This is a genomic window from Streptomyces sp. P9(2023) (assembly GCF_032436795.1).
Lineage (GTDB): Bacteria > Actinomycetota > Actinomycetes > Streptomycetales > Streptomycetaceae > Streptomyces.
Map to the genome: position 1 here is coordinate 25,247 of NZ_JAUPWM010000006.1, position 14,218 is coordinate 39,464.

Below are 14,218 nucleotides of genomic sequence, written 5' to 3' on the forward strand. Positions count from 1 at the left end.
CGGTACATGGCGGCGCCGTCCTTAGTCGGCCGACACGCCTGCGCCAGTCCGGCGTCGGCGTGCAGCACGCCGACGCCCTCGCGACGAGAGCTGGGCATACAGACAGGACCCATGAAGTCGCCACCCGCCCGTCATGGAGCGCGACCGCCACGCCTCCCGGCGATCTCCGCTGCCGCGCCGCGGGCGCCGATTCACGGGAGGGTGACGTGCATCCCACCCTCGGCCAAGACCCAGAAGCGCCGACTGAGGCCACCCGGCCCGGTGGGTCCCGCTGCCGGACGGGCACCACGATCGCCAGAGCGCTATGCCCTGATTGCACAGATATGGTGGGAAGCGTGATCGAGTCTGGACGGCCGCGGCTCCGCAGGCGCCCCGGCACGGGAATGTTTGTGCGGCTGTCGCCGGTCATCCTGACCGTCGTCATCGCCAGCCTGGCATACAGCACTCCGCCGGAAATGGCGTTCAGCCGCCTCCTGCCCGCAGCGCCGGCTCTCGCCGCCGCCATGTGGCCGGTGCTCCCCACCGTCCTGCTCGGAACGGTCTGCCTTTTTCTGATGATCGGCCTCAGCCTCGTCTTCCCCGATCTGGGGACGTGGTGGACGGCTGCGGGGATCATCGCGGTTACCGTGGCCGCCGCGTATGGAAGCCATGTCCGGCTCCAGCGGGAGCGCACGCTCTTCCAGGTACGGCTCGTCGCCGACGCCGCGCAGCAGGTAGTGCTGAGCCCCATGCCCCGCCGCTTCGGCAGCATCGAGATCGAGTCGCTGTATCTCGCGGCCGCGGCGGAGGCCCGCATCGGCGGGGACTTCTACGAGGTGGTCGACACGCCATACGGGGTCAGGCTGCTCATCGGTGACGTGCGGGGCAAGGGCCTGCCAGCAGTGGGCGCGGCCGCGGCGATCGTCAACGCCTTCCGGGAGGCGGCCTACAGCGAGACCGACATGGTCGACGTCGCACGCAGGCTTGACGCCAGCAGCACCCGCTACAACGCCGGCTTTCCCCCCGAGGGGCCGATGGAGCGCTTCGCCACCGCCCTTCTCGTCGAGATCCCGCACGAGGGCAGACATATCGACATCCTCAACTGCGGACACCCTCCACCGCTGCTCCTGAACCGCAGGAGACTCCGCGTCCTCGAGCCGGCCACCCCGTCGCCACTGCTCAGCCTCGCGGAGCTGATCGGCGATCAGTACAACGTCGATACCTTCGACTTCGCTCCCAACGACCTGCTGCTTCTCTATACCGACGGGATCGCCGAGGCCCGCGCCAGCAACGGCGAGTTCTTCCCGCTGGCAGCTTGGATGCGTCGACAGCCACCGACACCGCCGCGCGAACTGCTCACGGCTCTTCACCGCGATCTCGTCCGCTACAGCAGAGGACGCCTTGACGACGACATCGCCGCCCTCGCCGTACGCCTCTGTGAGCCCTGAGGCACGGAGTCCCAGGGTCCAGCACGAGCTGGGTGACCGGGTCGCGACGGCAGCCGAGCAGCACCAGAACCTCTGGGAGCAGCTCCGGGCGGGCTGTCGGGCCTTCCTGGCCGCAGGTACCGACCCGGCGGTGCGGCAGATCCTGCTGGTCGACGCCATGACCGTGCTGGGCTGGGACGAGTGGAGGGCGCTGGACGAGGAGTCCTCCGCCCGGCACCTCACAGATGCCCTGACGGCGCTCGCCGCGGCCGGGACCGTCGCCGAGCAGCCAGTGGAGCCCCTGGCCCGGCTGCTCTCGGGGGCGATGAACGAGGCCGCCCTCTGGATCGCGGGGGCGGGGACCCTCAGGCCGCGGAGCAGGCGCTCGACCGGCTCCTGGCTGGTCTGCGCACCGGGACGTAACCCTCGCGCGAACTCCCAGGATCGAGCCGTTCGACGCCACTGGTTGGCTTCCTGACATGTGTGGTGGGAGGGGCGGAGACGTTCGGAGCGCAGGAGTTCGGCGGCTTCGTCGCGTACGAGACGCTGCCCGACACGCGCGGCATCGCCGCAGCTAACCCGTTCGAGTAGGTACCCCGCCTGGAGCAGTCCGCATGCGTCCGATCCGTACCGGGCTGACGCTGTACGCATGTCGCATCAGGAGCCGCAGCCCGGCTGGGGCCAGCCGCCGCAGGGCCGGGGGGCACCGCCCCCTCGCCGTAAGGGCAGGACGGGAAAGATCCTCGGCTTGTCGTGCCTCGGCCTGATCGTGCTGATCGTCGTTGTGGTCGTCGCCGTCTTCGCCGTGGGTGGAGGGGATGACGAGCCCGACCGGACGCCGACAAGCCCTGCCACGCAGCCCACGGCGGGCGAACTGACGGCCTCCCGGCAACCGCAGGAGGAAAGCGGCCCGCGAGGGGACGTGAAGATCACGGCATGCCAGGTGGACCCTGTCACGAAGTGGGCCGGCGCGAAGCTGCTGATCACGAATCGGTCCAGCAAGGCCAGCAAGGCCAGCAACTACATCGTGCAGGTCGAGTTCGTCGACGCATCAGGCAAGCGGCTGAGCGAGGCGACCACCGCCACCAACAACGTGGCTCCGGGGCAACAGTCGGAGGCTACTGCGCAGGGGCTGGACCAGATCACGACCAAGGTCACGTGCCGGATCACGGATGTGACCCGGTTCGCATCCTGACCCCTCAACGCCTTCGTGCGGTGAAGCAGTATGGGCGGGCCGCGTCGCAGCCGCCCCTGATTTTCGGGGTAGCCACGCCGGTATACCGCGCGGCATACTAAATGCATGGCAGACACGACCGTCAAGATCGACGACACGACACGTGACCGGCTCAAAGCGCTGGCTGACGGCGCGGGTATGTCCATGAAGGACTACCTCGCTCAGGTGGCCGCCGAGAAGGAGCAGGAGCGCCTTCAGGACACCGCGACGGCTGCCTTCCGCCGTGCGATCAGCGCTCCGGGCGTCGTGGACCGGTTCGATACCGAATTCGGCGGGCTGCCGGCGGCGGTCAAGCGCGAGAATCCGCAGGCGGCCTGAACCGGTGGATCTGCTCATCGACCACCGGTGGCTCCTGGAGCGCCAGGAGGACATCCTCCGTAAGGACCTCACGGTCGACGACCTCTCGGTGCTCGTCGGCATGGCCGCCCGCCACCGGGTCAACACCCCACGCCTCGACCAGGCCGACCCGGACGCCTTCTGGCGCGCCGCGGTGTTCCTGGAGGAGTGTGTCCTGCTGCGCCCGCTCCCTGCCCGGAACGAGCTCTACGGGTACGGCATCGCCATCGCGTACCTCGAGGCATCCGGCCACCGTGTGGACACCACGTTCGAACCGTGGCGCGACCTGGTCAACGACATTCGCGCACTCCGTCTGAACTCCTACGACATCGCCGATCGTCTTCGGTCCTGGGGCATCTCCTGAGGCGGGCACTTCGACGTAGGCGTGTTGTCTGTTCAGTCGGGACCTGTCCGGCCGTTCCAGGCCGTCGTGGTGCGTCGCGTAGGCGGAGGAGGTACGCCGCAGTCAGCGCAACGGCACGGTCCTCGTCTTTCGACAGCTCCACGAGCGCGCGTGACGCCGTCGTGCCCGGGACTGCGGCCAGCGCCTGGGGCAGGCGCCGCGGACCACGACGTCGGGGTTCGCGAGGGCAGAAGGCTGCCCGAACACCACCGTCGCGCAGGAATCGGCCCCGTAGCCAAGGGGCCCCTGGCCTTTGCTCGTCGAGCACGGGAGTACGCGGTTGTAAGGCATCCCGCCGCTCCGAGGCCAGTTCTCTTCTCGACAAAACGTCAGGAGCGCCGATCCGGCGCTTGCGCCCGTGAACGGCATCCGCGCCCGAACGATCGCGGTATCCCACGGGCCGGGCCCGTGGGATACCGGAGCGTCACTTCGAGCAGTACGCCTGGGCGTTGATCTCGTCGCGTGTCAGGGTCTTGCCCTCCTCCGTCAGGTACTCGTCCGGAGCCAGGATCTTGTTCTTCAGCCGGGCAAGGGTGACCCAGTGGTCCTGGCCGTTCTTCTCCTTGCCATGAACCCGTTCCATCACCGCGACGTAGAAGCCGTCGGGGAGCGGGGCCTTCAGGGGGCGGAGTTCGTTGCGGAAGCTGGACTGCACGCCGACGGTGAAGAGGCCGCGCTTCGCCTCCTCCGTCGCCGCGGTCGTCGCGCTCCACAGGGTCGTGAAGCCGTTGCCGTCCTCGCCCTCGCCCACCGCCTCGACGTAGATGCTCGCACCATCGACCTCGCTCGTGGCACACAGCGGGTACGCCACCACCAGGTTGCCCGAGGCGTCCAGACGGAAGCCGAAGTCGATCTGACGGGGGGCCGTCCCGGCCAGGTTGCAGCCCGTCAGGGTGAGCGCCGCCGCCGCGAAGGCAGCGGCGACGCTCACCCTGAGCGTTCTTCTCACGGCGTGGGGCACGAATAGTCGCCCTTCATCAGATCCGCGTCGATCTCGTAGCTGTTGGTGCACGGCTCCAGGCCCTCGCCGAAGTACTTCCAGATCATGGACGTGTCATTGCGGTCCCACTGTTTGTCGTGGTCGTGTCCGGTCACATAGGTATGGCCGAACGTCGTCCCGCCCCGCCCGTAGCCCACAACGAAACGGGTGAAGGCAAGGCGTCTTTCCGCAGGAACACTGACCCACGCCAAGCCTGAAGGCATCGACCTCTGCTTCCACTGCACCCAAGCGGACCCACCGTTGAGCGCCTGACCGCGAGAGCCCCCCGAGCGGTGGGCACCCACCCCATCCACGGTTCGCGAACAGGCGGACCGAGCACTTCCCGCCCGCCCCGAGTAGTCGGCAAGCCCGCGCAGCTCGTGCAGCCGCGCGCCCTGTACCCCCGGGCACGGGACCGCACCCGGGGGCGGGCAGGCAAGCTGAAGGCCGAGGGGGGCGAGAGATTGCAACCAGTGACGGCAAGGACCGAGGCGCGGGACCGTCCCGTGGGCACGGGGTGTCAGGCGGCGTGGTCGAAGCCGTGGCCTACGTGGTGCAGTACGGCTTTCTGGCCGCCGGCGAAGGGGGCGCGCCAGTCACCGGTGGTCCGGTAGAGGTAGTCGGCATATATGCCGAGGCCGATGAGGTCGGGGCGGCCGTCCTCGGTGACATCGCCGACAGCGATGATCTGGTAGTACGCGTTCCAGCCCCCGCCGATCCTGGTGCGCGGAGCGAACGCGCCGTCACCCTTTCCGAGGTACAACCAGAGAACGCCGTTCTTGTCACGGGCGACCAGGTCACCGGCCGCACCGCCGGCGATGTTCCCGAGGGCACTCAGCTCGTTGTAAACACCCCAACCGTCTCCGATCTTCTGCCGGGGAGAGTAGGGCTTCGCAGCGTTCCCCGTGCCGGGGTACAGCCACAGGCCGCCAGCCTTGTCCAAGGCGACGACATCGGGGCGGCCATCGTTCGTCAGGTCACTGCCGGCCTTGATCTTGTCGTAGATCTGCCAGCCTGTGCCGACCTTGAGGCGGGTGGCGTAGTTGCCTCGGCCGTTGCCCTGGTAGAGCCACAGCACGCCGGACCGGTCGCGGGCGAGGAGATCGCCGACCGCCGTCCCACCGAGGTTGCCCGTCGCTTCGATCGTGTCGTAGATATGCCAGCCTCCGCCGACTTGCTGGCGGGTGATCAGATGCAGCGACTTGTCGTAGTAGGTGGTGTCGACCCGCCACAACACGCCCATGTGGTCCCGCTGGAGCACATCGAGGGAGCCGTTGTCGTTGAAGTCGTGCGGTTGGGCCTTCCGGACGACTGTGAACGATCCGGAAGCCGTGAAGTCGAGAGGGACCCCGTCGGTCGACTCGGCTGTGATCGTCCAGGTGTAGTCGCCGTTCGGGGCATCGCCGCCGTTCACCGGGTCGAAGGCTTCCCAGAACATCCTGAACGTGCGCGGGGTCCCCGCGCTACCGAGCGGGTGCGTGGTCGTGATCCCGGTCTGCTTGTGACGCAGGACCACGGTCGCCCATCCGTCCTGGGTGAGCTCCCACTCCAGCGGGACGTAGTCCTTGCCGGTCATGTCGATCACAGGCGGGACCGTGTGCCGGACGAGCGAGACGTCGTCCCCCACGACAACCGCTCCGGCTGCCTTCTCCGCCGTAAGCGATGCAGCTCCAGCCGGGGCGCCCAGCGCGCCCGCTCCGGTGACCGCGAGGACGGTGGTGAGGGCAGCGAGAAGCCGCCACCGGGTGGAGTCAGCACGACGCACGTTCAGTTCTCCCTCAGGACCTCAGGCGCACAGCGCGCCACACCCTTGGACGCACGAGAAGGCGAAGGGGTGTACGGGCCGGTTACGTTCCCCGCAGGATCGTCGAGAACTGTGCCGAGGGCCGTGGGGATGCAGACGATCAGGACCCGGCCGCACCGCGCGAGGGATGATGGCGATGGAATGACGGAACACAAGGTCAGGAGCTTCCATGGCGCAGCGGGTTCACCAACCCCGTGAGGACGCGGAGTTCGATTTCATCCTGAGGATGAGCGGACTCCCGGTCCTCGCATACTTCACCGGGACATGGCCCAAGGCAATCGAGCCCTGCCGGGCGATGGACCTCGTCGTGGCCGGCATCGCCGACGAGTACACCGGCCGCCTGACGGCCGTCCGCACCGACATCACACGATGCCCGGCCGCAACCGAGCGATACGGGGTCACCGGAGCCCCGTCCTACGTCCTGCTGAAGGAGGGAGAGGTGGTGGCGCACGGCACAGGGCCCATCACCACCGCCGAGGTACGGGAGCTCCTCGACGGCCACCTCTGAGCGGTCGCCGCGACACCGCACCCACACCCTCCTGGTACAGGGAGCAGTACAGCACCGCCCACCGTCGCACGCTCCTGACCACCTGCGACGACGTCTGCGTGAAGCGCTGCCGCGCAAGCGAAGCCGCCACGACCACCGGCTGACCAGCAAGCCGGGAAGAGAGGCAAGGCGCAAGCAAGCCGGACCCAGCCGTCTGGCCGGTCCCAACTCCGTTGAAAACAGACGAGCGGGACTGCTGCGCCAGCGCCCGGCGTCTGAACCCTCCGGGCCATGCTGAGACGGCTAGCGGTCGGACCCAGCGCCCTGGACGGTGCCGGGGTAGCCTGCGCGATACGGCCATAGAGGAGCCGCGGGCCCTGGCAGGGCACCTCCACCGAGCCTGCGAGGATGTCACCTCTACCCGCTGCTGCGGGACACCGTGGTCTGACGCGGCAACTGAGGTCAATCGCCCAGGTGGGAGCGCCGGTGTGGCGGTCGTGCCCCGCTGCGTGGGCGCCGGATGATCTCACGGCCGGGTTCGGCGGCGGCCCCAGCAGAAGAGACTTATCCAACCATCCTCTTTGCTCACGATGCCCGGACCGTCCTCACGGTGGTAACGACGCAACATGCGGCGGCGCAAAGGAGTCCCAGCCACGAAGAGGACTGGAGCGGCAACGACTGCACCGACCGTCACGGCGGGTCGGACGGCCTGGACCCTGACGACGTTCTCTATGCGCATCGCTCCAGTCTGCCCAACAGAAGAGACTCGTCCACCGCTCTCACGGAATGTGTGCCAGAACCGAGTTTTGACACCACTTGGAGGCTTGTGGTGGGAGCCTCCGGGTGCTCTGCGTGGTGAGCGGGCGCCGGTGCCACCGAAGACCAAGGCCGGGCTGGCCGTCTCTCGTCCCGGGCTCGTCCGATTGGTCGGACCTTCAGTTGGTCGCGCCAGGCGCGGCAGAGCTGAGGTTATGAATACGTCACCGGACCATCCATGAGCATCAACCTCAGGAGTCACACGATGCGCCCCATCAGAGCAGCCTGTCTCGGCACGGCCACCGCGCTGGTCACGCTTCTCGCCTGCGCCCCTGTCGCGGCCGCCTCCGCGACGGGCACCGATACCGCCCACACCAAGGGCAAAGACCGCGTCATCACACTCATCGGCCGGCTCGCGGAGCAGTCGCGCTTCCCCGTCAACCCCGGCGGCGCCCCCGCCCAGGGCGATCGGACCGTCGTCCGCTCGATCCTCTTCGACGAGGCCGGCAAACAGGTCGGCGAAACCGCCGGCACCTGCACCACCACCCGCGTCGCCGACGGCGGAGCAGAGGTGTGCATCGTGACCTACACCCTCCCCGGCGGCCAGCTCTCCGTGCAGGGGATGGTCTTCGGCCATCTCAACCCGGGCCCTCCCCCTTCGTTCGACAACGGGATCACCGGCGGCACCGGGGAATACGACCGGGCTCGCGGCTCCGTCCACGCCGACACGATCGCCACAGGCACGAGACGCTTCACAATCGACCTCAAGGGCTGAACCGGAAGGAAAGGGACGGCGCGGCACGGGCCTACGACCTGCGTCAGAGGAGCCGGTCGGCAGCATGACAGCTTGTCGGCCGACTCCTCCGGAGCGGAGCCCGTCTCAGCTGGCTCCGTCAATGCCTGAAGGCGTCCTTTCCCTTCTCCCCTGCCTGCTTGACGTCGGCTTTGACCTGATCTGCCCGCCCCTTCATTTCCAGGCTCTCGTTTCCGACGACCTTGCCGGCGGCCTCCTTGGCCTTCCCCTTGGCCTTCTGGCCGATGTTCCCGGCCTTCTTTCCCGTAGCCATCTCAAACCCCTTGCTCGACTTTTCCACGGAACGACGGAGTGCCGTTGACGTAGGGGGCACCCCCGCGGCTTCCCTCTCCCCGGACGGTTACTCGGAACCCTCCGGATTCTCCGCAGCGATCCGCGCGTCCTTTCGGGATGCGGAGCCGACCGGACCCATCAGGGCAGAGGCAGCAGCGTTCCGAGAGGGCCGAGAGCGAAGGTTGAGGCCTCCAGCGTGAGGCCGTAGCGGTCGAATGATGCGGTCATCCGGTCGTGGAGGATCGGCTGGGGCGCCGGCCGCCCTCGCGGGGCGTAGCAGATGCACGATCGCGGGCTGCGCCTCGGCCACGGAAGGCACCAGCTCCTCAGCGTCCTCGTGCCGATTTGTGTTGACCGTGGGGAAGTAGGCAGATACGAATCAGGCCGATGCCGCCTTGCTCGCCGGGTGCACCTTCAGCAGCACCCGCTCGCTCCGATAATGGCGAGCAGGTCATCCAGCAAGTCCAAGGATCTTTACGAGACACGCGCTTAGCACGATCAGAAATGCCGCCGAAGCCGAGCGTCAGTCCGTGCCATTCGCCGTCTCTTCATCGTCCCCGGCCAGCGCCATTCCCGACCGGGCACGCCGTCGATGGCTCGTGTCGCACCAGGGGTAGCTACGGCTGCGGCGACAGGTGCAGAGTGCGACGCAGAACCGCTCCGATGTGACAAGAACACCGCCGCCCTGCCTGCTCCGGTGCGACGCATCGCCTCAGCGAGCCGGGCTGACCCGGGCGAGGAAGTGATCTCCACAGCTGCGAAGTGACCCACGAGGCACCCGCGCAGCGCGCGGTGCAGCCCGAACAGCGACATGAGGTTCACGACGGCCAACATCTGCGCCGGCGCCGCGTCGACATGCCTGCCGTAGGTCGTGTCCACGCCCAGATCGGTCATGAGGTCCGCGAAAGTTGCGCGTGGACACGTTCCGCCCTGCCACCGCCGAACTCATCGAATTCAACCGCCGCCATCGCCGCCTTGGCACGTCCCCTACGCCGGGGCAGCACCCAGGCGTGCGGGTCCGCCTCCTTCAGGTGGTACAGGGAGCGCAGCATCGCGTACTCCTTCAGCTGCCACAGCTCGCCCTCGTCCCGCAGGAAGTGTGAGATGCCGCCTCCGTGCACGGGCTCCACGCGAATCTGGCCTGGTCCCCATGTCGTGGCGAAGGAGTGGTGCTGTAGGAGGACGCTCCCGACGACGGAAGGTCCTGGCAGTACGCCGTGGTCGGGGCTGACACGAGCGCCTGGCGAAGCTGGAAGTGGCCCTGGCAGACGCGATGCGCCTCCGGCTGGACTGACGCGCGCCGCCTCCCACGGGCCGAAGCCGACCGCACCTACGCCACGCCTTCCAGGCCGCGCATGAGGCTTGACATCAGGGGCAGTCGCTCGGAGACAGGAATGCCGCGCCGGGGAGGCCGGTGCGACCACGGTCTTTCGGAGGTGTGGTCATGGTCCCCCTTCTTCTTGTCCTCCTGCTGATTCTGGTGCTTTTCGGAGTCGGGTTCGCTGCGGAAGCCCTGTGGTTCGTCGCCATCGCGGTTCTGGTCCTGTGGGTGCTGGGGTTCTTCATGCGTAGCGCATCAGGACGCTGGTACCGCTGGTGAAAGTGGGAAAGGTCGCGCCCGTCTCCCTGCAGGGAGACGGGCGACACTCCGCCGTCCGGCGCGAGGAAAGGGCCCGTCGCATATGTCATGCTCACGGCAAGCCGGCGTACGCTCGTACAGCGGGGCGAAGCGTCCGAGCTACGACCAGTTGTACGCCGAGGCGCAGAGGCGGACCTTCACGGCAGGTCCACCATGAACAATGCCGAGCTGAAACGCTCACTGAGCTACTGCCCAGCGCAGCCGCTGTCCCTCACCCGTCCCCCGCGAGCCGGAGCCGCGTCCGCTGACCCGATGAGCCTCCTTCCTGAGCCGCGGGGCTGAAGTGGGCGGGGGCTCGGGTCTGAAGTGGGTGCCGCGGTATCCCCAGGATCACGACCACGCCGGGGCCACGGGCCTCAGTTCTGCCTACCAAGCCGGACCGGGCTCTCTCTTGGAAACAAACGTGACGGGCTTGACCGCACCGGTGGGGCACCCCGCGCCTTCAGCGACGCCCGCCTCGCGCAGGGCGATGGCAACCAGTCCGTTGTGCCTGCGAACTGGCTTCCTGTGCAGTCCTCCTGGTCGCCCGGTTGTTCACCGACGAGGACCACGGAGCTTCGGCGAGCGAATTCCCGTCGTCCACGGTGGCTGGCACGCATACGGAAAATTTCATCAGGCGCGGAGCGCCCGGCGCGATGTCCGGCAACGGAGCCGTCATGTCGAACCCAGCCAATGAACCCGTCGGGCTACCGTCAGCGACACGGCGGATCGCTTTCGCGCGGGAGAGAGGGGTCGCTGGGACAGCGAACTCGAGCAGAGGGACCGAGGGCGAGATGAAGTGGTCACTGTCGCTGCTGGGTGCGGCACTGGTGGTGTTCATGCTGCGCGACGTGTTTCACACGCTGTGGCATCCCACGCGTCACGGCGGGCTGAGCAGACTCGTGATGACGACGCTGTGGCGTCTCTCCAGCCACGTCAGTGGCCGTCGCAGGGCCGCCGGGCTCGCTGGACCGCTGGGCATGGTGGTGGTCGTCTCGATCTGGACGCTGGCGATCGCGATCGGTTGGGCGCTGGTGTACTGGCCCCACATGCCCGAAGCCTTCACGTATTCCCCCGGGCTCGAACCCGACGCGCACGCCGGCCCCATGGACGCGCTGTACGTATCGCTCGTGACGCTGGCGACACTCGGTCTGGGCGACATCGCACCGACGACGGGCTGGCTACGCCTCTTCGCGCCACTCGAGGCACTGGTCGGATTCGCCCTTCTGTCGGCAACCGTGACCTGGATCCTCGGCATCTACCCCGCGCTCGCGCGGCGCCGAACGTTCGCCCTGCGCCTCTCTCACCTGCGCCGCACGCATGCCACGACCGAGGCACTCGACTCCGACGCCGGCGCGGCCATCCTCGACAGCGTGGCCGCCGACCTATGCGTGGTATCGGTCGACTTCATGCAGTATCCGGAGTCGTACTACTTCTACGACGGCGACGATCGCGCGTCGCTCGCCGAGCAGATCGGCTACGCAGCGCAGCTCGCCGATCATGCGGCGAAGGCCCGGCACCGTGACGTCGGCCTCGCTGCAGAGGTTCTGAACGCCGCGATGGACGATCTCGCGATCATTCTGGACGAGCGATTTCTGCACACCAAGGGGAACACGGACAACGTACTGGACTCGTACGCCGCCGAGCACAGCATCAAGACACCGTAGGCGACATGCACACCGCACCAACCAGCGTGGGCCCTCCCGCCAACCGGATGGGCCACCATGCCCAGCGGGCCGCAGGGCCCGAAGTACGACGCTCTGAATTCATCTGCCAATGAGGCGCCGCGCACGATGGGTTTCATCAGGGTGATTGCGGCAAGCCGCATCACATGGTGCGTATCGGCTACACGATGATGACCGAGCAGGCCGGGCCCCGAGAACTGGTGTCCCACGTCGTCGGAGCGGAGCACGCCGGCTTCGACTTCTCCGTCATCTCCGACCACTCGTTCCCCTGGCTCGACTCCCAGGGGCACGCGCCGTACGCGTGGAGCGTCCTGGGCGCGGCGGCGCAGGCAACTTCGCGTATTCCCCTGATGACGTTCGTGACCTGTCCGACCTTCCGATACCACCCTGCGGTGATCGCGCAGAAGGCCGCGACCATGCAGTTGCTCTGCGACGGCCGCTTCCGCCTCGGCCTCGGCTCCGGCGAGAACCTGAACGAACACATCGTCGGACCCGGCTGGCCGGCCGCCCACGTCCGCCTGGAGATGCTGGAGGAGGCCGTGGGCATCATCCGTAGGCTGCTCGATGGCGGGTACGTCACTCATCACGGTACGCATTTCGACGTGGAGAACGCCAAGCTCTGGGACCTTCCCCCGGCACCGCCCCCGATCGGCATCGCCGTCTCGGGAGAGCAGTCCTGCGAGATCGCGGGCCGCCACGCGGACGTGCTGATCGCCGTCGAACCGGACGAGGACCTACCGAGGGCGTTCGCGGCGCACGGTGGCGCCGGCAAGCCCTGCGTCGGCCAGCTCCCGGTCTGCTACGACCCCGACCGCGCCGCGGCGGTGGCCCGGGCGCACGACCAGTTCCGCTGGGCCCTCGGCGGCTGGGAGGTCAATGCCGAGCTGCCCGGTACGGCGGGCTTCGCCCGAGCCAGCGCGCACACCCGTCCCGAGGACGTCGCCGAGGCCATCCCTTGCGGCGACGTTGTGCACGACTTCATCGACGCCGTGCGCCCTTACGTCGAGGCCGGGTTCACCGAGGTCGCCCTGGTGCAGATTGGGGGCGACCGCCAAGAACCCTTCCTGGACTGGGCGGAGAAGAAGCTGCTGCCCGGCTTGCGGGACCTTTGAGGGAGTCGAGATGAACCGGGCAGCGCTGTTCGATGTCGACGGCACCCTCGTCGACACCAACCACCTGCACGTGACTGCGTGGTGGGAGGCCCTGCGCCAGGCAGGGCACTCCGTCCCGATGCACGCTGTCCACCGTGCTGTCGGTCTGCCCGGCGAGGACCTGCTCGATCACCTACTGGGTAACGACCGCGACCGTACGCACGACGATCGTCTGAGCGCTGCGCACGACACCCTCTACGCCACGTACTTCGACCGCCTTCCGGCCTTGAACTCCGCCTCTGAGCTGCTGCGGGCACTGGCACGCGGTGGCTGGAGAGTCCTGCTCGTCACCTCTGCCAAGGACAACGAACTCAGGGCTCTGCGCCGGGCGATCGACGCCGGCGAGGCGATCACGGAGACGGCCACCGCAGAGGACGTCGAGGACGGCAAGCCGGCGCCCGAACCGGTTCGACAAGCCCTGGAGCTGGCGCGAGTGCCGGCTGAGCGTGCGGTGTTCGTCGGCGACACGGTCTGGGACATGAAGGCCGCCACGGCGGCCGGTGTGACATGCGTGGGAGTGCTGTGCGGCGGCATCCCCCGACACGATCTGGAGGAGGCCGGCGCCGCCGCCGTCTACCGGGATCCCGCTGATCTTCTGGACCAACTCCACGACAGTCCCTTCTCCTCGGTGACTGCCTGATGCGTCGTCGCCCGAGAGCCGGTCAACGTGTCCCGATGGAGCGCCGCGTCACATATCGCCGCGTCACATTTCGGTGAAGGGCCGTGTCGTCTCGGTCGTCCATTCGATTCGGTCTGCCTCACTGCCGTCGGGCCGACGGCCTACGTCTCCCCCGGCTAGCGCCATAGGTCCGCAAGGTCGACGTCGACGAGGGCGTATGCTCCACCCCGGCCAAGCAGCATCCGGACGCACCCCCTCCGGGCGCCCGGCCTCAGCGGCCAGCCGCGGCGGGAACCGCTCTCACGGTAGTGGCGTGCCGCCGGCGGCATTAACGATCTCGCCCGTAATGTAACCGCCCGGCGACCGGCCTCCGCGACAAGGCGCGAGGTTCTCTCGGCCCTCCTGCTTCCCCCGGCAGGTGCGCGAGACGACGTCGGCGCCTTCGCGTGCGTAGGCGAGAGCGACGGCCTGGCCTACGCCCGAGTCGCCACCGGTGATCACGGCAAGTCGTCCCACGAGGAGTCGACGCCCCTCATAGGACGATTCACCATGATCCGGAGGTGGATCCATCGGACCGGTCCAGCCAGGATCCTCCTGCTGTTGGTCGGGAAAGTCCGGTCGCGGGTGGGCCGTGACGAGGTCTCGCTGTTGAC

Annotated in this window: 15 protein-coding genes and 3 pseudogenes; 11 read left to right on the plus strand and 7 right to left on the minus strand. The window is 68.0% G+C overall.

The genetic code is table 11. The features are described from left to right. Positions 1-335 precede the first annotated feature (335 nt). From Q5762_RS10960 to Q5762_RS10980, 5 genes are all read left to right on the plus strand, one after another. A complete protein-coding gene (locus Q5762_RS10960; RefSeq protein ID WP_399494885.1) occupies positions 336-1,427 on the plus strand; it encodes a PP2C family protein-serine/threonine phosphatase in 1,092 nt (363 codons plus the stop codon). Next, positions 1,417-1,884 (plus strand): hypothetical protein, encoded by a 468-nt coding sequence (locus Q5762_RS10965; RefSeq protein ID WP_315891835.1) that lies wholly within the window; start codon positions 1,417-1,419, stop codon positions 1,882-1,884. The genes Q5762_RS10960 and Q5762_RS10965 overlap by 11 nt, the downstream gene beginning before the upstream one ends. Positions 1,885-2,055: 171 nt before the next feature. After that, on the plus strand, positions 2,056-2,601 hold the full coding sequence (locus tag Q5762_RS10970) for an FxLYD domain-containing protein (protein WP_315891836.1): 546 nt from the start codon (positions 2,056-2,058) through the stop codon (positions 2,599-2,601). Positions 2,602-2,706: 105 nt separating this feature from the next. Further along, positions 2,707-2,958 (plus strand): antitoxin MazE7, encoded by a 252-nt coding sequence (locus Q5762_RS10975; RefSeq protein ID WP_315891837.1) that lies wholly within the window; start codon positions 2,707-2,709, stop codon positions 2,956-2,958. Positions 2,959-2,962: 4 nt separating this feature from the next. Further along, the gene (locus tag Q5762_RS10980) at positions 2,963-3,340 is read left to right on the plus strand and encodes a toxin Doc (RefSeq protein WP_315891838.1); all 378 of its coding nucleotides are present in this window, start codon (positions 2,963-2,965) and stop codon (positions 3,338-3,340) included. Between the two features lie 70 nt (positions 3,341-3,410). Here the strand turns inward: Q5762_RS10980 and Q5762_RS10985 are convergent. The 4 genes and pseudogenes from Q5762_RS10985 to Q5762_RS11000 form a co-directional block, all read right to left on the minus strand. Beyond that, positions 3,411-3,536, minus strand: a pseudogene (locus Q5762_RS10985) (MerR family transcriptional regulator); the annotation flags it as partial. A gap of 267 nt (positions 3,537-3,803) precedes the next feature. Beyond that, entirely contained in the window at positions 3,804-4,310 is a 507-nt protein-coding gene (locus tag Q5762_RS10990; RefSeq protein WP_315891839.1) for a hypothetical protein, read from the minus strand. A gap of 14 nt (positions 4,311-4,324) precedes the next feature. Beyond that, positions 4,325-4,603, minus strand: coding sequence for a hypothetical protein (locus tag Q5762_RS10995; RefSeq protein WP_315891840.1), 279 nt, complete (start codon positions 4,601-4,603; stop codon positions 4,325-4,327). Between the two features lie 275 nt (positions 4,604-4,878). Next, complete coding sequence (locus Q5762_RS11000) at positions 4,879-6,123, minus strand: VCBS repeat-containing protein (protein ID WP_315891841.1); 1,245 nt, start codon at positions 6,121-6,123, stop codon at positions 4,879-4,881. A gap of 208 nt (positions 6,124-6,331) precedes the next feature. On the opposite strand from Q5762_RS11000, the gene Q5762_RS11005 reads away from it, so the two are divergent. Further along, positions 6,332-6,670 (plus strand): thioredoxin domain-containing protein, encoded by a 339-nt coding sequence (locus Q5762_RS11005; protein ID WP_315891842.1) that lies wholly within the window; start codon positions 6,332-6,334, stop codon positions 6,668-6,670. 1,000 nt (positions 6,671-7,670) lie between these two features. Beyond that, positions 7,671-8,180, plus strand: a complete 510-nt coding sequence (locus Q5762_RS11010) for an allene oxide cyclase barrel-like domain-containing protein (RefSeq protein ID WP_315891843.1) — start codon at positions 7,671-7,673, stop codon at positions 8,178-8,180. 118 nt (positions 8,181-8,298) lie between these two features. Here Q5762_RS11010 and Q5762_RS11015 read toward each other — a convergent pair whose 3' ends face one another. From Q5762_RS11015 to Q5762_RS11025, 3 genes and pseudogenes are all read right to left on the minus strand, one after another. Continuing rightward, positions 8,299-8,499, minus strand: coding sequence for a CsbD family protein (locus Q5762_RS11015; RefSeq protein ID WP_399494889.1), 201 nt, complete (start codon positions 8,497-8,499; stop codon positions 8,299-8,301). Between the two features lie 516 nt (positions 8,500-9,015). Further along, positions 9,016-9,171: pseudogene (locus Q5762_RS11020) on the minus strand (CDGSH iron-sulfur domain-containing protein); the annotation flags it as partial. Next, positions 9,123-9,628: pseudogene (locus tag Q5762_RS11025) on the minus strand (iron-containing redox enzyme family protein); the annotation flags it as partial. The pseudogenes Q5762_RS11020 and Q5762_RS11025, both read right to left, overlap by 49 nt. Positions 9,629-9,936: 308 nt before the next feature. Here Q5762_RS11025 and Q5762_RS11030 point away from each other — a divergent pair. From Q5762_RS11030 to Q5762_RS11045, 4 genes are all read left to right on the plus strand, one after another. Continuing rightward, positions 9,937-10,092: a hydrophobic protein gene (locus tag Q5762_RS11030; RefSeq protein WP_315891844.1), complete on the plus strand. Its 156-nt coding sequence runs from the start codon at positions 9,937-9,939 to the stop codon at positions 10,090-10,092. Between the two features lie 812 nt (positions 10,093-10,904). Continuing rightward, positions 10,905-11,777: an ion channel gene (locus Q5762_RS11035; RefSeq protein WP_315891845.1), complete on the plus strand. Its 873-nt coding sequence runs from the start codon at positions 10,905-10,907 to the stop codon at positions 11,775-11,777. Positions 11,778-11,941: 164 nt separating this feature from the next. Next, positions 11,942-12,907, plus strand: a complete 966-nt coding sequence (locus Q5762_RS11040; protein ID WP_315891846.1) for a TIGR03557 family F420-dependent LLM class oxidoreductase — start codon at positions 11,942-11,944, stop codon at positions 12,905-12,907. 10 nt (positions 12,908-12,917) lie between these two features. After that, positions 12,918-13,586 carry an HAD family hydrolase gene (locus Q5762_RS11045; protein WP_315891847.1) on the plus strand — a complete coding sequence of 223 codons (669 nt, stop codon included), beginning with the start codon at positions 12,918-12,920 and terminating at the stop codon, positions 13,584-13,586. Positions 13,587-14,218 lie beyond the last annotated feature (632 nt).